The 21,389-nt window shown below is 69.6% G+C and carries 18 protein-coding genes and 1 pseudogene; 7 read left to right on the forward strand and 12 right to left on the reverse strand.

The window, feature by feature from the left end:
• Nucleotides 1-306: 306 nt before the first annotated feature.
• Complete coding sequence (locus OG429_RS02300; protein WP_328923567.1) at nucleotides 307-858, reverse strand: hypothetical protein; 552 nt, start codon at nucleotides 856-858, stop codon at nucleotides 307-309.
• A 685-nt stretch (nucleotides 859-1,543) separates the two neighbouring features.
• On the opposite strand from OG429_RS02300, the gene OG429_RS02305 reads away from it, so the two are divergent.
• On the forward strand, nucleotides 1,544-3,040 hold the full coding sequence (locus OG429_RS02305; protein WP_328923568.1) for an FAD-binding oxidoreductase: 1,497 nt from the start codon (nucleotides 1,544-1,546) through the stop codon (nucleotides 3,038-3,040).
• Between the two features lie 333 nt (nucleotides 3,041-3,373).
• Here OG429_RS02305 and OG429_RS02310 read toward each other — a convergent pair whose 3' ends face one another.
• Nucleotides 3,374-4,306 (reverse strand): hypothetical protein, encoded by a 933-nt coding sequence (locus tag OG429_RS02310; RefSeq protein WP_328923569.1) that lies wholly within the window; start codon nucleotides 4,304-4,306, stop codon nucleotides 3,374-3,376.
• 22 nt (nucleotides 4,307-4,328) lie between these two features.
• Nucleotides 4,329-6,356: a hypothetical protein gene (locus OG429_RS02315; protein ID WP_328923570.1), complete on the reverse strand. Its 2,028-nt coding sequence runs from the start codon at nucleotides 6,354-6,356 to the stop codon at nucleotides 4,329-4,331.
• Between the two features lie 289 nt (nucleotides 6,357-6,645).
• On the opposite strand from OG429_RS02315, the gene OG429_RS02320 reads away from it, so the two are divergent.
• Entirely contained in the window at nucleotides 6,646-7,059 is a 414-nt protein-coding gene (locus tag OG429_RS02320; RefSeq protein WP_328923571.1) for a TraR/DksA family transcriptional regulator, read from the forward strand.
• Between the two features lie 342 nt (nucleotides 7,060-7,401).
• Here the strand turns inward: OG429_RS02320 and OG429_RS02325 are convergent, their stop codons facing one another.
• On the reverse strand, nucleotides 7,402-7,881 hold the full coding sequence (locus OG429_RS02325; RefSeq protein ID WP_328923572.1) for a hypothetical protein: 480 nt from the start codon (nucleotides 7,879-7,881) through the stop codon (nucleotides 7,402-7,404).
• A gap of 322 nt (nucleotides 7,882-8,203) precedes the next feature.
• On the opposite strand from OG429_RS02325, the gene OG429_RS02330 reads away from it, so the two are divergent.
• Together OG429_RS02330 and OG429_RS02335 are read left to right on the forward strand one after the other, a co-directional pair.
• Nucleotides 8,204-9,802 (forward strand): helix-turn-helix domain-containing protein, encoded by a 1,599-nt coding sequence (locus OG429_RS02330; RefSeq protein WP_405680623.1) that lies wholly within the window; start codon nucleotides 8,204-8,206, stop codon nucleotides 9,800-9,802.
• 101 nt (nucleotides 9,803-9,903) lie between these two features.
• Nucleotides 9,904-10,644, forward strand: coding sequence for a class I SAM-dependent DNA methyltransferase (locus tag OG429_RS02335; protein WP_328923574.1), 741 nt, complete (start codon nucleotides 9,904-9,906; stop codon nucleotides 10,642-10,644).
• 48 nt (nucleotides 10,645-10,692) lie between these two features.
• Here the strand turns inward: OG429_RS02335 and OG429_RS02340 are convergent.
• The 3 genes and pseudogenes from OG429_RS02340 to OG429_RS02350 all read right to left on the reverse strand — a co-directional run.
• Nucleotides 10,693-11,066: pseudogene (locus OG429_RS02340) on the reverse strand (transposase); the annotation flags it as partial.
• A 53-nt stretch (nucleotides 11,067-11,119) separates the two neighbouring features.
• Nucleotides 11,120-13,027, reverse strand: a complete 1,908-nt coding sequence (locus tag OG429_RS02345) for a hypothetical protein (protein ID WP_328923575.1) — start codon at nucleotides 13,025-13,027, stop codon at nucleotides 11,120-11,122.
• A 404-nt stretch (nucleotides 13,028-13,431) separates the two neighbouring features.
• Nucleotides 13,432-13,689, reverse strand: coding sequence for a hypothetical protein (locus tag OG429_RS02350; RefSeq protein WP_328923576.1), 258 nt, complete (start codon nucleotides 13,687-13,689; stop codon nucleotides 13,432-13,434).
• A gap of 236 nt (nucleotides 13,690-13,925) precedes the next feature.
• Here OG429_RS02350 and OG429_RS02355 point away from each other — a divergent pair, with 236 nt between their 5' ends.
• The 3 genes from OG429_RS02355 to OG429_RS02365 all read left to right on the forward strand — a co-directional run bounded on the left by OG429_RS02355 (nucleotide 13,926) and on the right by OG429_RS02365 (nucleotide 17,683).
• Nucleotides 13,926-15,086 carry a helix-turn-helix domain-containing protein gene (locus OG429_RS02355; protein ID WP_328923577.1) on the forward strand — a complete coding sequence of 387 codons (1,161 nt, stop codon included), beginning with the start codon at nucleotides 13,926-13,928 and terminating at the stop codon, nucleotides 15,084-15,086.
• Nucleotides 15,087-15,528: 442 nt separating this feature from the next.
• Nucleotides 15,529-16,863: a fibronectin type III domain-containing protein gene (locus OG429_RS02360; protein ID WP_328923578.1), complete on the forward strand. Its 1,335-nt coding sequence runs from the start codon at nucleotides 15,529-15,531 to the stop codon at nucleotides 16,861-16,863.
• Between the two features lie 73 nt (nucleotides 16,864-16,936).
• Nucleotides 16,937-17,683, forward strand: a complete 747-nt coding sequence (locus OG429_RS02365; RefSeq protein ID WP_328923579.1) for a lytic polysaccharide monooxygenase — start codon at nucleotides 16,937-16,939, stop codon at nucleotides 17,681-17,683.
• 67 nt (nucleotides 17,684-17,750) lie between these two features.
• On the opposite strand, the gene OG429_RS02370 is transcribed toward OG429_RS02365, so the two are convergent.
• The 5 genes from OG429_RS02370 to OG429_RS02390 form a co-directional block, all read right to left on the reverse strand.
• A complete protein-coding gene (locus OG429_RS02370) occupies nucleotides 17,751-17,981 on the reverse strand; it encodes a hypothetical protein (protein ID WP_328923580.1) in 231 nt (76 codons plus the stop codon).
• Nucleotides 17,982-18,242: 261 nt separating this feature from the next.
• Complete coding sequence (locus tag OG429_RS02375) at nucleotides 18,243-19,100, reverse strand: Scr1 family TA system antitoxin-like transcriptional regulator (RefSeq protein ID WP_328923581.1); 858 nt, start codon at nucleotides 19,098-19,100, stop codon at nucleotides 18,243-18,245.
• The gene (locus OG429_RS02380; RefSeq protein WP_328923582.1) at nucleotides 19,097-19,636 is read right to left on the reverse strand and encodes a DUF6879 family protein; all 540 of its coding nucleotides are present in this window, start codon (nucleotides 19,634-19,636) and stop codon (nucleotides 19,097-19,099) included. Before OG429_RS02380 ends, OG429_RS02375 begins: the two co-directional genes overlap by 4 nt.
• Nucleotides 19,608-19,850 (reverse strand): hypothetical protein, encoded by a 243-nt coding sequence (locus tag OG429_RS02385; protein ID WP_328930136.1) that lies wholly within the window; start codon nucleotides 19,848-19,850, stop codon nucleotides 19,608-19,610. Before OG429_RS02385 ends, OG429_RS02380 begins: the two co-directional genes overlap by 29 nt.
• A 319-nt stretch (nucleotides 19,851-20,169) precedes the next feature.
• Complete coding sequence (locus OG429_RS02390) at nucleotides 20,170-21,192, reverse strand: hypothetical protein (protein ID WP_328923583.1); 1,023 nt, start codon at nucleotides 21,190-21,192, stop codon at nucleotides 20,170-20,172.
• Between the last annotated feature and the right edge of the window lie 197 nt (nucleotides 21,193-21,389).

Genomic DNA, 21,389 nt, shown 5'->3' on the forward strand with positions numbered 1-21,389 from the left:
GCACGAGCCGGTCCGCGGTCAGCGTCACTGGAGCACCGGAAGGTCGGACAGCCGCACCTTCAGCTCCAGGCGGTCGGGCGCGAGTGGAACGCAACGAACTCCACCGGCATGTCGCCGGCAAGGTCGAGGTCGACCGCCTGCTCTCCGAACGGGTCGTCCTCGCCGTCGGTCATGAACTCCCCCTCTGCTGCTCCCGGCACCCATTCAGGTCGGCACTCGCATGCCATGCGGCCTGTCCGGGTGACCGGCCGCCTGCTGCGGCCCGCAGTGAGTTCGGCGACGCCCACCCGCACTCCTGCTGGAGTACTAGGCGACGTGAGTCCGGCGCGCGGCGACCTCTTCGACCGTCATCGGGAGCTGGATGCTGTACACGTCGCCGACCCGCAGGTTCTCCGGCGTGCTGTACTCGCCGTACGCGCCGATGACCGTGACGGCCGCCCGGGACGCGGGATGCCAGTACGTGCGGAAGTACGGGGTGTTCGACGGGTACTCCGGGATCTCCACCAGGGGGACGCCGCGCCGCTCCAGCAAGCGGCGCAGCTTGTCGAACCGGAGCCGGGGCGCGAACCGGCCGTACCGGCCGCGCAGTACACCGCCCACGCGCGTACGGTCCTGGGGTGCGAGCCGGTGCACCTGGAGGCTGACATGGTGACCCGACCACGGGTCACCATCGCGGGAGCGCTGCCAGTGGAACTCCACGAGACCGTAGTCCCGCCACAGGGTGTCGCGCCCTCCGTTCTCCCCGAACTCCGCGCCGAACACCTCCGCGACACGCTCAGGGGAGTCGCCGGGGCCCAGCCCGAGCACCGTGCCGGTCCGAACGACGTCCACGTAGAACGCCAGGGAATACGGGGTCATGTGCGAATCCTAAGTAACCTCAGTGGTACCGAGCGGGACTGGCTCGCCGGACCACGGACCGCCACGCTCGGGCGGTCAACACGGTGGCCGCGCCGTGTCCGGGTCCATCTGCCCGCGCTCCGTATCGAGCTGACCTTCGGGCAATGAGCCGGGCCAACCGCCGGACTGTTCCCTGCGCTGGGGCCCGGGGTGCGGCAGGCCTCTGCTTCAGCGCGACCCCGATCATGCCGAGGACCCGACCCCAACGTCGCCCCGCCGGAGCTGCGGGAGTTCGCGCAGGCGCGTGGACAGCTCCCGGGCGGGCAGCGGGGTGCAGGCGAAGACCGTGACCGGTTCGACCGCTCCCGACCGACTGTCGGCCCACGACGACAGCGGCCCGGAGGGTCGTCCAAGAGCCAACCGATGTGATGGTCCGACCTGTTGGGCCGCCGGGTCCCGGTCGAACGCCCACGGCCGCCGCTGAAGGAGTCGGCAGCCGAGACGGAAGTACGCTGCCCGGCCAGGGCGCTCCTATCACCAGCCAAGCACATCGGGTTCTTGCCGGAGTTACGGCATCAGCCGCCCCGGTCGCGGTTGCAAGCGTGTCGGCGCAGTCCACCACAGTCACCCTTGCTACTGTCCACTTCGCCCAGATCTCCCTTAAAAGCACGATTCGCGCCTACTGGCGGCCGAGAGGAATCGGACCATGAACGACTTTTCCCGTCGTAAAATGCTCAAGGCGACGGCAGTCGCCGGCGCCAGTGCGGTCGTCGCGCAGGGCATCACGGCCACCGAGGCCCACGGTGCGAGCGCGGTGAACGAGGCGTCCAAGAGCGCGAAGTGCCCGCCGGCGAAGCTGACCGGCCGCATCGTCCGCCCCGACAACCCCGGATACACGGACGCACGCCTCGGCTGGGACCAGCTCATCTCTCGCTATCCGCTGGTCATCGTCTTCGCCCAGAACACGCAGGACGTGGTCAACGCCCTGACGTGGGCACGGCAGAACGACGTCGCGCTACGGGTCCGCAGCGGCCGCCACAACACTGAGGGCTGGTCGAACATCGACAACGGCCTCGTGATCGACATCAGCGAGCTGAAGTCGGTCCGCATCGACAGCGCCGCCCGTGTCGCGACGGTCGGCGCCGGACTCAACCAGCTGGAAGCGGTGACCACGCTCGCGGAGCAGAACTTCGCGGTGACGACCGGGACCGAAGGCAGCGTGGGCCTGTCCGGGGCGACACTCGGCGGCGGTCTCGGCTTCCTCACCCGCTGGATCGGCATGGCCTGCGACAGCCTGATCGGTGCCGAGGTCGTCGTTGCGGAAGGCGCCGAGTGCGCCAAGGTGGTCAAGGCCGATCTGCACAACAACCCGGACCTGCTCTGGGCGCTGCGGGGAGCCGGGAACGGCAACTTCGGGATCGTCACCTCACTCACCTACAAAGTGGCCCCACTGAGGAGCGTCACGTATTTGCAGGCCACTTGGGACGGAATCGGCGACCTGTCCAGGATCTTCGAGGCCTATCAGCGTACTGCGCCGTACACGGACGACCGCCTCGGCACCCAGCTCGAAATTCACCGGAACCAGATCCTGCTGTTTGGGGTCCTCGCGGAAGGAACACCCGCGGAGGCGAAGAAGCTGCTGGCCCCGATCCTGTCGGTCGACAGCCCCCAGGTGTCGGTGCAGGTAGGGAACTGGGGCGACGTGTACGCGGGCTTCCAGATCCCGATCGCGGACGAACCCGCGAACTGGAAGTTCTTCTCGCAGTTCGCCAGAAAGCCGTTCCCGAGGAAGGCGATCGATGTGATCTCCTCGTTCATGCGGGACGCGCCCACGGACGACAGCAACTTCTTTGTGCAGGCGTTCGGCGGGGCGGTCAGGAAGAGCCCCCGCGGCGGCACGGCGTTCCCGCACCGCGACGCGCTCTTCTACTCCGAGCCCGGCGCCGGCTGGGGGACCCGCTCCGACCAGCCGGGCGTCTGCGACCCGCTCACCTCGCAGGCCCAGGCTTGGATCGCCGAATTCAGCCAGGCACTGCGCCCCTACGTAGACGGTGCCTACGTCAACGTGGCGAACATCGGCATGCAGGACTGGGAGACCGCCTACTGGGGATCGAACTTCGACCGACTGCGCACGATCAAGGCGGAGTACGACCCCCACAACGTCTTCAAGTACGAGCAGAGCATCCCCCCCGCATCCCGCTGAACGAGCAGAGCCACCTGAGCCCCCTCCCGACCTGCGAGGGGGCTCAGCAGACTGTGCGGCGGCAGTCCGATCTGCTCCTGGAAGAACACCTGGAGTCGCCGGCTGCCGCGGCCCAGGGCAGCAGCCAGGTCTTTGGCGGATCTTCGCCCGTGTCAGGCGCGCAGCCGACTCCATGCCTCCGCAACGACTGGCGCGGGCAGCGGTGCGTCCACCCTTGGCCACGCAGTACGGCGGCAACCCCAGGCACTAGTACGCGCCGAGCGGAGACGTAGGGGCTGTGGTGCGTCCGCCGTATGGCCGGTCCGTCCGATGGGTGCCGGCTAGCCGAATCGCTCAGGTGACGCATCCGGCGAGCTCAGCGACGGAGAGGCAGGCGGGGTGCCAGTCGCCCGCGGGTTCCGCGCTGACGGTGCGGAAGACGTCCGGCGGGAGGGTGAAGACGGCGACCCGGTGTCGCGGCATGACCACTCGGCCCACTTCCCGCTGCAGCACAGCCACCGTTCGGCCGTCCGCCCGGTCCTCCGGGCGGTAGAGGCCAATCGGGACGCGGGCGCCGACGGGGTATCCGTAGACCGCGATCCGGTGGTTGCGCTCCCAGCCCTCCACGGTCGCCGCTCCCCGGGACAGGCGCAGCGGAACCTCGCTCTCGGCACGGACGGCTCCGGAACGCGCCGTCACGGTGAACCGTCCGGACCGGGCGATGTCCGTCAGCGCCGGCTCGGACGGGAGGAAGCGCCAGAAGCCGCTCTGGAGCAGGCCGCCGCCGACGTCCTCGACCTCCATCGGATGGCCGTTGAACAGGTCGTCCATCGCCGACGGCGTGGCGCTCAGCTCGGCGACGGGTTTCACGGCCGTGGTGTAGGTGCGTCCTGCGGCCTTGACCGTGACGGTGATCGGGCCGGGCGGGAAGCCGTGGAGACACAAGAGGGACTCCTCGCCCAGGCCTGCCGCCACCGCGCTGCTCAGCCCCGTCGCGTCCTCGCCCGAAGTCACCCAGACCCGGGGACGGTCGTCCGGGCGGCCGTGCGCGAGCTGGGCCAAGTCGTCCGGGCAGCTGACCGGGCCGGCGCCATACGCCTCCATGTCGAACTGCTGGGCCAGCAGGATGTCCCGGGCGTCCGGGCTGGGGGTTGCCGACCGTGCGGCGGCCCTGCCGGCGGGGGCTGCCGTCGGCGTCTCGCGGAGCATCGCGCAGCCGGTGCCGAGGAGCAAGGTGAGCACCCACAGCACGGGCGGCCGCCAACGGGTCGGGCGTCGTGTGACCACTCGTCACCTCTCATTGTCCGTGTCATCGGCTGGTCCCGCACCGCTCCTCGGCGCGCCGCAGCTCCGTGGCGAAGGCCTGTTCGTGCTGGCGGACGAGCGCGCTGTCCGCCCTGCCCGCGCGTTCTGCCGCGGCCAGCTGGGTCAGGGCGTCCTGCTGCGCCGCACGCCCCGTCGCGAGGTCGCAGCGCGCGAGGCTCCAGGAGGCCAGCAGGCCGTGCCAGACAGCGCGTTGGACTGGGTCCTGGCCATGGGCGATGGCGTCCCGGATGCGGTCGACGGCTGCTGCCAGGTCGCCCCGGCCGGCCGCGTTGACGGCGGCGATGGACTCGGCGAAGGCGCGCAGGTCCGCGGAGCCGGTGAGGTCCGGGGCGGCGCGGACGGTCGCCACGGCGCGCTCCACCGTGCCGTCGTCCTTCACCAGGCGCGCCGTGATGCGGCACTGCTCGACCTGGGCGAGGTTCACGGTGGCCTTGATCCGTCCGAGTTCGGTGATGCCAGGGTCCGCGGCGAGGGCGCGCAGGGCCTGCGAGACCTGGGCGAGGTCCGTGGCGCGCACGGTGCCCGGCTTGCAGCTGTGCGTGGGGCCGAGGGCCCGTCGGTAGGTGTTGCCCTGCAGGCTGAGGGCGGCGCGACGGCCGGCCGGCGAGTCCCGGCCAATGGCGAGGTAGTCGGCGCGGGCCGCCGCCAGCAGCTTCTCGCGGCCGGGGCCGCTCTCGCCGGACGCCTGGTCCTCGAGGACGTGGCCGTGGAAGAGCCGGACCAGATCGGGCGGCACGAAGCCGCCGACGCCGTCCTGCCGCTCCGCGTCGAGGAGGCCGGCGAGGATCCGGCCGGCCTCCGTGGCGCTGCCGTTGCGCCAGGTGTCCAGCGCGTCGACGAACTGCGCGAGGGTGCCGATCCGGCGGGTCAGTTCCCCGGTCAGCTGGGCGCGGGCGCGCGCCGACTCCCAGCCGCGGGCGACGAGTACCGGCGCGCCGAGGAACCATCCGGTGAGCTCGGGCGAATCGGGGATCTGGTCGGCCCGTACGTAGACGGCGGGCCGCAGCGTGGTCTGGCCCGCCTGGTCCTCGCTGACGAGGCCGCCCACGACGATCTCGGCGTTGGTCTCGTCGGCGAACCTGGCGGTCTTCCGCTCCAGTGCGCCGCGGCGGGTGTCGGCGAGCTGGGCGAGGGGCAGCGACGCCTCGCCGGCGTAGCTGCGGACGGCGGTCGCGGTGGGGACGCGCGCCGCCATGTCGTGGGCGAAGGTCGCGGCCACGTCGTCCAGGACCTGCCTGTCCTGCCGCCCGCCCTCGGCCGCGAAGCCGGCCACGGCCACGTCGCGGGCGCCGCTCATCCGGACGAGCGGGGGCGGCGGGGGACGGAAGGCGAGGAGCACCGCGACGCTGCCGAGGAAGAGCACCGCGGCGGCCGACCACACCAGGATCCGGGACCGGCGGGGGTGCTGCCCGAACCGCTCCCCCACCACGGCGCGCACCGCCAGCACGTACCCGGCCAGCGCGGCGAGCACGGCGAGGACGAGCGGCACGGGTGACAGGGCGGAGCCGAGCTTCTCCACGACGAGCAGGGCGCACGGCACGCAGGCCGCGAACAGGCCGAGCAGGGACCACGGCCAGAGGGAGGTGCGGTGGCCGCCGTCCGTGGAATGGCTGGGCGCACCGTCGGGGGCGTGGTCGGGCGCTCCTTCCGGGGAGTGGTCCGGCATACGCCTCCTCACCCCGTTGGCAGGACGGCGCGGGCCCGCGCCGACCAGCACGGTATGGGGCGCCGCGCCGCGCGGACGGTCGACACCGCCCTGGGGCGCCAGGATTGCGTGCCGAATTCCCCGGATCAGAGGCAGGGCGGACCAGTCCGTCGGCGGCCGGCCGGGGCCGGGTGCGCATCCGGCCCCGGCCGGAGCAGCTGTACCGCTCCCCGTGCTGACCAGGATCCTCGGCCGCCACGATCCGGCGAGCCAGCTGCGGACGGTCGGCAGGACGGTGCCGTCCCGCTGCGGCCGGAGCAGGCCGGGCAGGCCGGCGAGCACCTGGCCGCTACCGAACCTGGACACCCCTGGGAGGATGTCCGGTGCGCAGCGTCCTGGGGGTCACGCGACGTGCTGGACGCGACCCTGGTCCGCCGATATCTGCTGGCAGGCCGGGCCGGTGCCCGGCCCTGTCCAGGCGGTGGAAGGGCGGCCCGGGCAGCGATCCGGAGGCCGGGAAACACTCAGCCGAGATCGACACCCTCCCTCCCCGGCAAAGGCCACCGCCAAGGTGCTGAAGATGGCCGGGCAGCTCACCGGCGGGGGCGCGGGTGGCCGGGGGGAATCCGGAACCGCGAGTCGGCGTTGCCCCAGCATGGGCGATGCATCCCGGTATGGCCATGACGTGCCCGGCCCGTCCACCTTCGCGACCGCCCGCGCACGTCTCGCGGCCGACCGCGCCGACACCCTCGCGCGGGCGGCCGCGCTGAGCCGCGACTTCGACGGGATCGTCGCGGCGAATGCCTTGGTCGCGATCGACGACGAGCACGACCCCGAGGGGGGCACCACCGCCTTCGAGCGGGCTCACGTGGCCGCCCTGATGGCGCGGGCGCGCGAGCACCTGGAAGAACTGGACCGGGCACTGGAACGACTCGAACGAGGACAGTACGGACGGTGCGAAGGCTGTGGCGGGACGATTCCGCCCGAACGCCTGGAGATCCGTCCGGCGGCGACCACCTGTGTCCGCTGCGCCCGGTCCGACCCGCGCCGGCCGCCGCGTTCCACTTGAGGACGGTCCAGGTCCAGGCGCCTTCCGATTTCTGCCAGCCTCACCCGGTCGTGCCTGTGCCATTCCCGGGCTGGGCAGGAACCAAGGACAAGCGCCCGGCCGGGGTTTCTCGGCCGAGCGCTCTCGATGGACGCGGAAGTCCTAGTGCGGAAACGGCGGCCGTGCCGAGCGCCCCGTTACCCTGTGGCTCCACTGGGACCAGCCAGCCGAAGGCGGAGTGTCGACCCGGGGCGCGGCGGCCGGGTTCCCCGGCTCCGTTTCCCCGATCCGCTCACCGAGTGAAGCATGCGGCTCTCACCGCATCTGGCTCTCCTCCCCCGCCTTACCGGCCGAGCCCTCAGCTCAGTCGTCGCAGTACTGGGCCCGTACGTAGAGGGTCTGATTGTTGTGCACTCGCTGCCAGCCCGGCGTCGTGGAGTTGTGCCGGGAGCGCGAGAACTGCGACCCCCAGAAGCCCTCGCCCGGCTGGGTCACGTACCAGTACTGCAGGATGTACTCGCATCCCGCGTCGATCTTCAACGTGTCCCAGTCCTCGAAGCCGTTGGTGTGCGACCCCCGGCTATTCAGCCGCACGTATTCACGGTCGCCCTTGTAGCCGCAGGGCGCGTCGCCCTGGACCAGGTACTCCGCATCGCCGCACCAGTTGCGGTAGGCGTCCGCGTACACGCTCGAGTCGTTATACGTCTCCGAGCAGTAAGGGTTGACGCACCAGGAGCCGGCCTGTGCGCTACCCGCGCTGAGACCGAATCCGGTGACCATGAAGACCGCAGCCAGCAGGGCGCGGAGCAGAACACGTCCACGCCCGGTTATGCGATTACGCACAAAACTCCTCCATCCGTGAGTATCCCCGACCCGGGCTGCGGCGAGGAACAGCGATAGTCCGCGTCTGATCGCAGACGTCATGTGTCTCCTTGAGTGAATGATGAGCTCCTTGCGGGCCTATGGCCACGCACTGCGGACAGCGTGGTTCATGCCCGCTCCAACCGACAAGACCTGCAAGGCAGTTCGGGACACTGGGACACAAAGACGGCCCTCACCTGCTGGGACTGGGCGTCGTGAGACACGGTTCGGACGCCGGGACGGTCGGTGGGCGCGTGCGTGGCAGACTGGCCGCGCTTGGTCAGGTGAACATTGGGAGAGTGCGGTGGCTGGGTCCCGGAGCCAACAGGAATTCTCGGACTTCCTGAGTGCATTGAAGCAGCGCAGTGGTCTCACTTATGAGCGGATCGGACAGAAAGCGAATCTGAGCCGGTCGAGCGTTCATCGTTACTGTGGCGGCGGCGGATTCCCGCAGGAGTTCGGGGCGGCCGAGCGTATCGCCAAGGTGTGTGGCGCAAGCCGTGACGAGCTCAACAGGCTCTATCGGTTATGGTCGCGGGCCGGCGAGATCAAGAATGATCCCGGAGACTTGACGCCCGGTGAAACTGGAGCGTTCGATCCGTCCGCCAGCGAGAGAAAAAGAGCTGGAATTCGGGTGTGGTACTGGGTGCCGGTGGCTGGAGTTCTTGTGGCCGCGATCGTGGCCGCCTGGATCGTCAGCGGAGAGCAACCTGCCGCGGTCAGCGCGGCGATATCGGCTTCATCGTGGGCGCAGGCGCCGACTCCAGTGCCGGCGGGGTTCTTCGGGGTGACGACGAACAGCTCGACCGGGGCCATGCCGACGTTTCAGACCGGGGCAGTGCGGCTGTGGGACAGCCGAACCCGGTGGGCCAACATGCAGGCGCGGCGGGGTGAGTTCGACTGGTCGATCCTGGATCGGCTGGTGGCGGGGGCCGAACAACGGGCGCTGCCGGTGATGTTCACGATGGGGGGCACGCCGGAGTGGGCGAGCCCGGGTGGACCCAGGACTGCGTACGACGACGGGTCTCGTACCTCGGCGCCGGATGACCTGGCCGACTGGGACGCGTTCGTGCGGGGCGTGTCGGAGCGGTACCGGGGGCGGATCGAGGCGTACGAGTTGTGGGTGCTCGCCAATGATCCGAGGTTCTACAGCGGGGACGTGCGGACGCTGGTGGAGATGACCCGGCGGGCCAGCGGGATCATCAAGGGCGTTGACCCGAAGGCGACCGTGGTGTGTCCCTCGATGGGGCAGCTGTGGAAGGCGGAGGGACGGGCAGTGCTGGAGCAGTTCGCCGCGATGGGCGGGTACGACCACTGTGACGCGGCCGGGGTGAAGCTCTACCAGCGACAGGCGAGCGATCCACCGGAAACGATGGTGGAGCTGGCCGGCGAGATCGACCGGGCGTTCCATCGGGCCGGGGTGCACCCCAGGCTGTGGAGCACCGGAACCACCTACGACATTGCGCTGGCCGCTCCGTTGGAGCCTGAGCGGGCCAGCGACTACGCGGTGCGCTTCTACCTGGTCGGGCTGTACACGCAGATGCGACGGATGTATTTCTACAACTGGGGCGGCACCAAGATCCCGATCGTGTTGCAGCCGGTGGGTGGCAGCCCAACCCAAGCCGGCCTGTACGTAGAGGAGTTGCAGCGGTGGCTGCGAGGAGCCAGCATCACTGGCTGCGGGATGGGGTCGCAGGCCGCGTTGCCGTCGAACGTGTGGGAGTGCCGTTTCGTCGGAGCCGACGGCAAGGAGGCGCTGATCCGGTGGGCACACGACGGTACGGCCCGGACGTCGGCGGCCGGAATGAGTGCCGTACACAGCCTTGATGGCACGTCGATCCGGGTCTCGGTTGGGGACGCGATCACCATCACCGGACGGCCGGTGCTGATCACCAGCGGGTAGCCTGAAAGGTCTGTACCGGCCCGCCCCGAACCGTGTGATCGGAGCCGGTGGAAGGTAAATGCGTCGACAGCGCCCCTCGGTACCCGGCAAAGTGGCCGCCCGTGACGAGCAGTGAGCTGTGGACCCGTGCGACCGCCGACCGCTACGACGCCGAGGAGACCGAGACGTCCTCGGCCGCCGTTCTCGGACCGACTCTCGCCTTCCTCGCCGAGCTCGCCGGAGACGGCCGGGCACTGGAGTTCGCCATCGGGACCGGACGAGTGGGCGTCCCGCTCCGGGAACGAGGCGTGCCGGTGGTGGGCATCGAACTGTCCGAGCACATGGCAGCGGTGCTGCGGCGCAAGATCGACGAGGACACGCTTCCGGTAGTCATCGGGGACATGGCCATCACCGTCGTTCCCGGGGAGTTCACCCTGGTCTATCTCGTCTACAACACCATCACGAACCTGCTCACGCAGGACGAGCAGGTCGAGTGCTTCCACAACGCCGCACGTCATCTGGAGCCCGGCGGCCGATTCGTCATCGAGCTGGGCGTGCCGCCGCTGCGGTTCCTGCCGCCCGGCCAGGTCGCGGTGCCGTTCGACGTCTCCGAGCAGCATCTCGGCTTCGACACCTTCGACCTCGTCGAGCAGATTCTCGTCTCGCACCACTTCACCCGCGACGGCGACGACGGCCGCTATCGCCGCGACAACTCCCGGCACCGCTACGCCTGGCCGGCAGAGCTCGACCTGATGGCACGGATCGCTGGGCTCGAGCTGGAACGTCGCGTCGCGGACTGGGACGGGGCGCCGTTCACCCAGGACTCCGCGAAGCACATCTCCGTGTGGCGCAAGCCAACCTGAGGTCGGCCACCGCGGTCCGTCGACGTAAGCCTGCCTGTCTTGAAACGCCTACCGGAAGTTCAGGCGTCGCCAGCAGATCAGGGCGCATCCGAGGGTGAGGAAGGCTTCGTGGATGTCGTCGCGTGTCTCCCAGCGGATCCGCAGGCGGCGGAACCAGTGCAGGTGGGCGAATGCCCGCTCCACGACCCAGCGTTGGGCGCCGAGTCCGGAGCCATGCTCGGTGCCCCGGCGGGCGATCAGCGGCTTTACGCCGAGATCCCGAACGAGGCTGCGGTACTTGTCGTGGTCGTAGCCGCGGTCGCCCAACACCAAGTCCGGGCGGTGCCGGGCGGGCCTCGCTTGCCCCGCACCCGCGGTACTGCCTGAAGCAGCGGGATCAGCTGGGTGACGTCGTCGCGGTTGCCGCCGGTCAAGGTGGCAGCTCCAAGCCGGGCGGCATGTGCCGCCCGGCTTCACAGCATGGTTCGTGTGTCGCTTAGTTGTACGGTGGGATGCCCTTGCGCACGACTTGGGGTTCGTGGGTGCTCTTGCGGTTGCCGGTCTGTGAGTCGATGCGGAATACGCCGCTGGCTCCCTCGATGACATTGGTGGTCTCGAAGAGGTAGAGCTGTGCTCCTACCGCCTGCACGGTGGGCGGGGTCTGCGGCGGGTCGATGGCGTTTCGGATGGCCAGGCTCGCGGTGAGGACCGCGTCGTGCGCCATGACCGGCCACCCGCTGGACAGGTGACCTTTGTCGAACTGCTGTCCGTAGTGGACACGGCCGAACTCGTCGGCGAACGCCTCGAAGAGGCTGTGGTCAGGGTTGATGCTGTCGCCGAGCTGGCCGGGGTCGGCGAGGGGCACGTAGAGCACCGAGATCGGGGCGCTGGGGTCGTTCAGGGCCGGCAGCTTGGGGTCCAGGGTGGCCGCGTCGGAGCCGGTGACCACCGTGATCGGCGTCGTTCGGCACTGCCGCTGGTGCAGGTAGTCAAGGAACGTGGGCAGGTATGTCGCGCGGCCGGCATAGAACACCATGTCGGGTGTGACCTTGCCGCAGAGGTTCTTGCTGATGGTGCTCAGGCTGGTCTGCGCGGCACCTCCCGTGACGACGAAGTTGAACGAGATGCCTCCCGCCTCCAGGTAGGGCAGGACTCCGGTTCCCGGGTTCCGGAAGGCCCCTTCCAGCGACTGCGTGTAGAAATCGGGCGTTCCGTTCGGGGTGGTCGGTGCGCTGACGAGGGCCGCGGTCTTCAGCTCGGGATACTTGACCAGTGCCTGGCTGATCGCCTTCAACTGTGTGCTGGCGTTGGGGGCCACCCGTACCAGACCCGCGATCTTGGCGCCGGCGTCGATACTGCCGGTGGTGTCGAAGCCGTCCGCGGTGATGAGGTCGCCGACCATCGGAATGGAGGCCGCCGACAGCGACCGCGCGGCATCGATCGATTCCTTCTGGCTCAAGCCCATCCCGGTCACCGCGACGAGCGGGCCGGGTCCGCCAGTCATCTTCTTGAGGCGGTCGACGACGTCGGGCCAGTTCGTTTCATCCGAGCTCATGTTCGCCAGTACCAGGCGGATCTTGGGGTAGGCGTTACCCTCGTTCGCCTTGCGCACAGCGATGAAGGCCCCCTCGACCTGATGCACGGCACGGTCGCCGGTCAGGCTTTTGGGGCCCTGGGTCAGCGGCCCCATCAGCGCCACCGTGACGTAGCCTTCGGTCTTCACCACGGCCTGGTTCTCGGCCTCAATCGCAGCGAGGGCCGACTGGAGTCCCGGGCCGAAGACGCCGTGGTCGTCGCTGCCGTCGGTGATTCCGGAACACCCGTCCGGCGTGGTGAGCAACGCCAGATTCTTGGCGCCGCAGTGGGCCTTGCGTAGGGCCGCGTCCTCCGCGGCAGCTATCACCTTCTCCTGCCATGCGTGCCACCACAGGCCGCCAGCGATCAAGGCGATCATTACCACCACTGCAGTCAGCACGATCCGCCAGTGCCGGCGCACGAACCGAGGCAGCGGGATCGAACCGGAGGGCGTCGAGGCCTCGGAGCCCCGGCCATCCGGCGAGACCTCGGGGCCCTGCGACCGCTCAAGGGGGGCTCGGCCGTCCTCCAGGGCCTGCCGCACCTCTCTCCAGAGGGCCTGGCCGTCTTCGCTCAGCCCGCAGGCCTTGAGGAACTGACTCACGAACTCGAGCGTGGGGAGTTCGTCCCGGGTCAGGGCCGACGTCACGGCGGCTTCCGGAAGCGGTAGGCCCCCCGCCGCTCTGGCCGCCTCAGCGACCTCCTCACCCGTCTTTTCCGTGTACCTCTGGAAGCTGCCGAGCAGCTCGCGGAATTCCTTGTCGTTGCCTATCGCGCGGAGCTTGTCCTGCCAGTAGGAACCGCCGCCAGGCGTCGTCGGGCCCGTCACTCCATTCCTCCTGGAAGGGCGAAAGACCGATGAGGTTGCATGGGAGAGCCTCCTGGGCGATGTGGGCGTGCAGGACAAGCCCGAATGCGCTTACCGGGCGCCAGGTACGGGCTGTGACGGGGAGTAAGCCTGCTGTTATCAAAGGGTGGCTGGCAAGCCGTGGTCAGGGTGGGACACAACCGCTCCCAATCCGTTCTGACTACGCATACGTTCCGCCACGCCCGATCACGAGAATTCGGCCCGCAGCACGGCCGGCACGATCCGCATTGCGACCGACGACAGGCGGACAACACGCGGACATTCAGAGGGCCCCTGTTACCGGCAGGGGCCCTCTTCCACAAACACCCCGCGGCCTCCGCCGACGCTCCCCCGCTGCGCGCAGGTGCCGGGAGACTCACCGGCTCTTACGGGTGCGGTTCCTCACCAGGGTGCTCACCAGCACTGCGGCCGTTGGTGCGGCGGCGCGTTCGGTGGTCGCGCCGGTTGGTCCACCAGGTGAGCCGGTCCGAGGAATTCTGGGGGAAGACGGTCTGCACGGATGTCGCGGCCAGGACCAGGACCAGGCAGATCACGACGCCCCACCACGGCGCCCCGGCCATCGCGGCGGCCAGGCCGCTGACCGCGGTGACCGACGCGGGCACCAGGTTCGGGGAGATGGCCATCGTCAGACCTCACTTCCGCTTGCGTGTACGAATCGCCCTCCGCGCTTCGCTGCTACCAGCCTTCGAGCGGGGCGGATCTTGCGGGAGCGGGAACAGCCAATTTCCAGCCAATCGTCAACTTCCAGCCTTCCGCTTACCTCTTCAGCCAGGACGTTCCCGGCGTGTCACCGCATGCGTGACAATCGGTCAACCGCACTGTGCACAAGCGGTGTTCGCGGGAACTGAAAGGCTGGGCGATGGACGAACCAGAGAGCGCCTCAGCCGTGTACGCGGCCGCGCTGCGGACAGCGCTGGCCCGCTTCACCACCGCCGGCGGGACACAGAAGAAGATCGCCCAGGCCTTGAACCTGGCCCCGGCCACCCTCTCCCGCTACCTGAGCGGAGAACGCGTCGCCCCCCGCGAATTCCTCCGTGACCTGCGGGACTACCTCGACCAGCAGGACATGCCCTGGACACCCGAGGCATACGAGAGCCTGGGCGCCCTGTGCGGGCAGGCCCACACGGCCAGCGGATCCCCAACCGTCCAACTCGCACAGCTCAGAGAAGAACTGACCCGCCTGCGCCACGAACAGCAGCAGGCCCAGCAGGTCGACGAGGCACGCCTGGCCGAGCTGGAACAGCAAGCGGAGCAGCTCGCCCAGCGGCTGCAAGAAGCACTCGACCGGGCCCACACCGCGGAAGGCACGCGCGACCTTCTCCTGGCCCGGGTCGAGCAGCAGGACGACAGCCTGCGCCACGCTCAGGACTTCATCCACCAGGTAGAGGCGGAACTCGCCCAGCAACGCGAGCAGGCCCGCCAACTGCAACAGGCAGTCGCCGTCCTGCGTGAGCAGAACCGCCGCCTCGTCGAGGAGCAGCAGGACGTTCCCGGGGCGTCAACGCAGGACACGAGCTTCGAAGCCACCCTCGCGGCCCGCCGCCGCCGGATCGCCCAGGAGCAGAAAAGGCATGACGGGGCCGGCTCCTCGCCACGGCCGGAGGAAAGTGAGACGGGACGGCGACGGCCCCCTCGTCCAAAGCCGACAGGCGTCAGTACTCCTGCAGCCGCCCAGCCCGCCTACACACCCTTCCGCGACACCCTCACGGTGCTCGTGCTGATGGCCGTGATCTGCCTTGTGGGACTTTCCTACAGCGCAGGTCTGCAAGCCCCCCAAGGGCCCGGCAACTGGAAGCTCGTCCTGGCCGCCGTCATCGCGCTCACGGTGACGGTGCTGTGCTGGGGAGTGAGCTTCGCCCTCGCAGACAAATACATGACGAACAACTGGACCTCCGACTGGCCAGCGGGCGTCATCGTGTGCGCCGGTCCCCTGCTCCTGGCCGCTGGGATCGGCACCCCGTTCCTCCTCGGCACCGACGTCCTCGGGCACTGGCTCGCCGACGCAGTGGGATTGCTGTAGATCTCACCTCACGCCAGCCAGCGCCTATCCGGCACGTCCACACCCACCGCACAGCCGCCGCGGCGGCCTGACCCCCGCACGCGCCCCGCGTCAGGCCCTCGGCTGCCGCACGTCACGGTGTCGTGCGGTGTGGCAGCGGGTGAAGTGATCGCGGCTCGTCTCCACGCTTTGTAATGCAACCGTCGCGTTCGGCGGTGGCGGCCCCGGGGCGCAGCACGCGGAGGTGGGAACGGAGCGTGATCTTCACTGTTCGCAGGGTCGAAGGGCGCGGCCAGGGGATCAAGGGCGCCCTATCCGGACCTTAAGGGACAGATAACAGCGTGCCCGCAGCCCCTCAGAGGGCCGTTCGGGCCGCTCACCGCGCTTAGGGTCACGGTTGTTGACCGAGGCACTTCCGATGCCGCCGCCGCACCGGCGGATCGGCTTTATCAAGAGGTTTCTGATGTCCCGAAAGCGAATTGCCCTGGCCTGCGTGGCCGTGGTCGTCGGGGTCGGCTCCGTCGTCATTCCCGTGGCCGCCAATGCGGGAGAGGAGGACGGCCTCAGCGCCGCCTGCCGCGTCGCGGACCAGGCCACCGTGTGGTGGGCGTCCGGCGAGGTCTCCCTGACCAACAAGGGGGACCGGACCGTACGCGACTGGGCCGCCGAGTTCGAGGTGTCGCAGGGGCAGGTCACCCTCGACAACCCCTGGGCGTACGAACTCCGCCAGGACGGCAAACACGTCACCGTCAAGCCGATCGCCGACCGCGCCGACGTGGCCGCCAAGGGCAACCGGGCCGTCAAGGTCGGGATCAACCCCGCCGGCAAGGGCATACCCAAGATCACCGGATGCCGTGTGAACGGAGCGTCGGGCAACGGAAGCGACACCGGCACGAACACGGCCGTCCCCGCCGACAGCGGCTCCTTCGTCAAGGACCACACCGCCGTCCACCTGATGTGGAAGCCGCCCGCCGGCGGCGCCGAGGTCGTGCGCTACGAGGTCTTCCAGGACGGCAAGCAGGTCAAGACCGTCAAGGACACGATGGCGGACATCGAGCAGCTGGCCCCCGCCACCCGCTACGCGTTCAAGGTCCGCGCCGTCCGCGCCGACGGCCGCACCACCGGCTTCAGCAAGGACATCGTGCTCACCACGCTCGCGGCGCCCGGCCAGGACAAGGCGAAGCCGGTCATCCCAGCGGACCTGGAGGCGACCGCCTCGGGCCCGTACCAGGCCTCCCTGCGCTGGCGCGCGGCGACCGACGACGTCTCCGTCACCGGCTACCGGATCTACCGCAACGGCACGAAGGTCCAGGAGGCGGACGCCAAGGCCGCCTCGGCCACCGTCTCCGGCCTGACCGCGAGCACCGCCTACCGCTTCAAGGTCACCGCCGTCGACGCCTCCGGAAAGGAGTCCGACCCGACCCGCGAAACACAGGTGACGACGGCCGCGGCCCCCGACGGGAACGGCGGCACCGCCGCCCCCGGCGACTTCGCCGCAACCACCGCCACGAAGCAGGACGGCAGTGTCACCCAGCACTACCTGAACCTCACCTGGTCCGTCCCGCAGGGAGTCGGCCAGATCACCACCTACCAGGTCTACCTGAACGGCAAGCCCGCCCAGACCTTCATGTGGGGCACCGGCGACCCGGTGCTGCCGGTGCCTACGACGAAGGGCTCGCGCGAGGTGCTCGTCGGAGCCCACCCCGGCTCGACGTACACCGTCAAGATCCGGGCGCGGCTCGGCGACGGCACGTGGGGCGCCTTCTCCCGCGAGCTGACCGTGAAGACAGGCGGCTGACCGGCGGCGGACCGACCGCCCGCCCGCCGCCCCACGCGCGTGACCGACCCCCATGAACCGGAGTGTCCCCCTCATGAGTACGACCTACCCCGCCGCCACGGCTTCCCCCGGCCCGGCACGGACCGCGGCCCGCCGCACCGCCGCCCTGCGCCTCACCGCGCTCGTGGTCCTCCCCCTCGCCGTGACCACCCTCGGCTCCGCGCCCGCCTCCGCGCACGGCTCCACCGCCGACCCGGTGAGTCGCAGCGTGGCCTGCACCAAGAACCCGAAGGCGAGTGAGGCCTGCCGGCTGTCCCTCGCCCAGAGCCCCGGCATCCCCGGCGACTGGAAGTCGATCGTCCAGGGCCGCGCCATCGACCACAGCACCCCGACCTCTTCCCCGCAGCACCGCGCCCGCATACCCGACGGCAAGCTGTGCAGCGCCGGCAACGCACAGTTCTCCGGCCTGGACGTGGCGCGGGACGATTTCCCCTCGACGACACTGCCCGGCGGCGCCGAGTACGACCTGCGCTACGACATCAGCGCGCTGCACAACCCGTACCGCATGGAGATGTACGTCACCAAGGACGGCTACGACCCGAAGAAGCCGCTGAAGTGGTCGGACCTGGAGGACACCCCCTTCCTCAGCGCCGACAACACCGCGGCCACGGCGGCGCCTTCGGGCTTCCTCGGCGCGAAGGCGTTCACGTTCAAGGCGGTGCTCCCCGAGAAGAAGGGCAAGCACCTGATCTACACGATCTGGCACGGGCTGAAGCGACCCGACGGCTCCTTCCAGAGCGAGGAGGCCTTCTACTCCTGCTCGGACGTCACCTTCAAGTAGGCCGACGCCGGCAGGCACCAACCCCGAGGCCGGGCACCCACCCCCTCGCTCCAGCGCTGCGCGCGGATCAGGTGGTCTCAAGGGGCTCGATGTTGCCCACGGCCGTCGGCAGCTCGCGGCCGCCGGCCTCGGGGCGGATGTACGCGCGCCGGGTCCAGCGCGGGCCTGAGTGGGTGGTGACCTCTTCGCGGACGACGGCCATCAGCTCGCCCTCGGTGCCGGAGGCGACATCGCGGACCCGGTGGCCGAGCAGCGGGTGAGCCTCGTGTCCGAAGCCGAATTCGGTGGTCTTCTTCATGCCTCGCCCCTGTCGTCGTCGGCGGCTCCCGGTCCTCGTTCTCGTCGCCGAGGAAACGGGCGAAGCCCAGGTCCACGCGGACCAGCGGCTGGGGGGACGTGGTGTCGTAGCCAGGCTGGGCAAGGCGCCCCCGGGTCGGCTCCGGGCCGTGCGTGGGTGTGCTCATCAGGAGCCTCCGTGCTGCTGGTGAAATCCCAACACCCTTGACGCTAGGGACGGGGGCCAAGTGCGCTCAACGTTCTTGCGGGAAATTGCGGGTCTTCATCCGTGCGCCGCGATGGCCCGGCGGAGCAGAGCGCGGGCGCCGGAGCCGTAGACGGCGCGGGCGGCGAGGTCGGCGAACGCCCGTTCGTACGTGGCTATCTCGCCGGGGGCGGTAATGGTGACGCGGGCGGCCAGCAGCTCGATGCCGACCTGGACGTCGTCGTAGACGGTGAATGACTCCATCGACCACAGCGGCCGGGGCGCGCGGGTGGCGACGATGCCGAGGGAGACCTGCGGCAGCGCGGCCAGCTCCATCAGGTGCTCCAGCTGCGCCGCGGTGGTCTCGGAGTCGGCGATGCGTGAGTGCAGGACGGACTCCTCGATGAGGAAGGCGAACTTGCGGCCGCGCTTGTGCAGGACCTTCGACCGCCTCACCCGGGCGGCCGCCGCGGCCTCGACATCATCGGCGGCGCCGTGGAACGTCGCGTACGCGGCGATGACGGCGACCGCGTACGCAGGGGTCTGCAGAAGGCCGGGCACGACGTGGGAGCAGTACACCCGAAACTGCCGGGTGCGCTCGACCAGCGGGACGATCTCCTGCTGCAGGCTGGCCAGACCGGCCCGGTTCAGGCGCTTCCACTCCACATACATGGAGTTCGCGCTGCGGGCGGCGGCGATCAGGTCCTGGGCCGCCTGCTCGTCGGCGCCGCACGCCGTGCACCAGGCGCGGATGTCCGCGTCGGACGGTACGGCTCGGCCGTGCTCGATCCGGGAGGTCTTCGCCGGGTGCCAGCCGCAGGCCAGGGACAACTCGTGGCCGGCCAGACCCGCGTCCAGGCGAAGGTGGCGCAGGCGCGTGGCGAGCGCGGTGCGGGCGGCCTGGGCACTGGACAGGGGCGAGGTCGGCGAGGTCATCGGATCGGTCTGGGTTTGAAGTCCTCGTAGGGCACGGCGCGTTCCCAAACGGCCGTGAACGCCGACGTGCACAGCGCGGCGACGGCCGGGTCCTCGGACATCTCCCCGCCGGCCGATGCCCCGGTGCCGGTGAAGTGGTTCCAGCGGATGAGGCGCCCGTCGACCAGCCAGAAGTCGTTGCCCGGAAGCGCGATGTCGGAGGCGTGGCGGCGGGGCAGGTAACGGATCTCCTCCCCGGCCGCGATGTTCACCACCGCCCCGGCGTGGCTGTAACGGGAGTAGTCCGACAGCGGCTCCGAGACGATCCTGGCCCGGCGCACGGTCACTCCGCGGGCCACGGTGCGGCGCACCAGGCTGGTCCAGAACGCCCAGTACTCCGAGTCGGGATCGATGTCACGGACGCCGGTGGCCAGCCAGTGGGCGAAACCAGCAGACTCGGCGGCGACCCCGTAGCCGTCGCGCATCTCCAGGTGGACAGCGGAATGCTGGGCGCCGTCCAGCAGGACGTCAAAGCCCGGCACGTCGCTCTGCGGCATCGCACGCCTCCCTCAGCATCGTCACCATGCGGGCCGGAATCCGCACGACCCCCTCCGTGTCCGGGATCGAGCCGGTCTCCAGGCACTCGGCAAGCAGGGCCGCGTCGGCCTTCCATCCCTGGATGACCACCTCCGCCGTGGCTTCGTCGACCCACACCGTCGGGCACTGCCCGGTGTCGGAGTTCGGATCGATACCGATGAACCGTAACGCCATGACAGCCTCCTGCATCGCTCTGCTTGCGGAATATTGCGCGGAGTCCAGAGGAGCAGGAAGCAGGGCCGGGCAGCGAGGGAACAACCACATACACGGCATGCGGCGGACACTCGGGAGCCCGAGGAGTCGCAGAAGGCGGCTCGGCCGCGTCGACGACGATCGCGATGGGGCCGCCGGGGCGGGTGATCACAGCGTGCAGGGCATCGATGAGCATCGGGGCCCGCACCACTCCGCCAAGGGCTACATGAACTCACCCAACGGCGCCGGACCACGCCGACGCCCCAGCGGCTCCCGCCCACGGCGGGAGCCGCCCGGTGCGTCAGGACGCGGGCTGGTGGAGCCAGGGTGCGCTGGTCGCCCAGAACATCACGTCCGCGCCCAGGTACCGGCCGCCGAAGTCGACGAACTCCTCCTTGGTGTACGGCTTGCCGGTCGAGGGGTTGGTGTACTCGAAGTCCGGTTCCTGCACCGCCATCGCCACCAGCGGGAGCCGCCCGCGGTACCGCTCGAAGAAGGGATAGGAGTTCTCCATCTGCGCCTGGCGGTTCGGCAGGACGTCGGGTCCGCCGAGACCCACACCATGGGCCTTGGCGAACTCGAAGGTCCTCTCCATGTAGCCGTGGTCGTTGTTCCACTCACCGGGCCAGAAGTTCACGTACTGGATGAACTTCGTCCGCTTGAAGACCTTGGCGCCGAAGGCCATGTTGTCGAGTTCGGCCCTGAAGTACGACTCGTCGGTGTAGCCGCTGCGGTCCTTGCCCAGATCCACCTGGGTTGCGGTCTCCGGAAGGTTCACCCCCGCCAGACGCCCGTCGAAGCGGTCGGCGAGCGCTTTGAGCAGGCCCTGGAAGCGCTGGCGAACCTCGGGGTTCCACTGGGCCGCGACGGCTCCGGGTTCGCCGGGCCCCAGTCCGTTCTCGTTCGTGGTCGGCGCGGCGCCGCCGGCGTACGCCGGGTCCGTGAGCAGGTAGTTCGGGAGCCGTGTGGGAGCGCTGAAGAATCGGTCCTGTACTTGGACGAACAGCTTCTTGTGGCGTGCCTGGAGGCAGGCGAGGGCCTCCTCGATCGCGGAGAAGTCGTACTGGTCCTTCTGCGGTTCCAGGGCCCTCCACGGCACGACCACCTGCACACCGGCGATGTCGGGCCGGTCGATCAAGGGCTTGACCTCTGTGTCGAAGTCCCCGATCGAGGAGTAGAGGTACTGGGCCGGGGCCGGGGTCCGGGCCGTGTGCCCGGAGCCGGAGCCAGCGGGAGCCGCTGTGGCCGTCGGCGCGAGGCCGGTGTGTGCGAGGGCCGCAGTAAGGAGAACGCCGAGCACGGCGGACAGTCGTCGGGTCGTCATGGACCGCGAGAATAGGAAGCACTTCTAAGAAGATCGTAAGAGCCCCTGGGATCCTCCTGCCGGCCCTGCCGGTGTCCGGCCAGAGGCCGAGCGGCAGGGCCTTTCGGCCAAGCACGACGCGATGAGAATCCGCCACCACCAACGAGAAGGAGTGGGAATCCGCGAGTTTCAAGGCGATCGTTCGCTAACCGGTTGGC

Origin of the sequence: Streptomyces sp. NBC_00190, assembly GCF_036203305.1 — a bacterium.
In the GTDB taxonomy this organism is placed as follows: Bacteria; Actinomycetota; Actinomycetes; order Streptomycetales; family Streptomycetaceae; genus Streptomyces.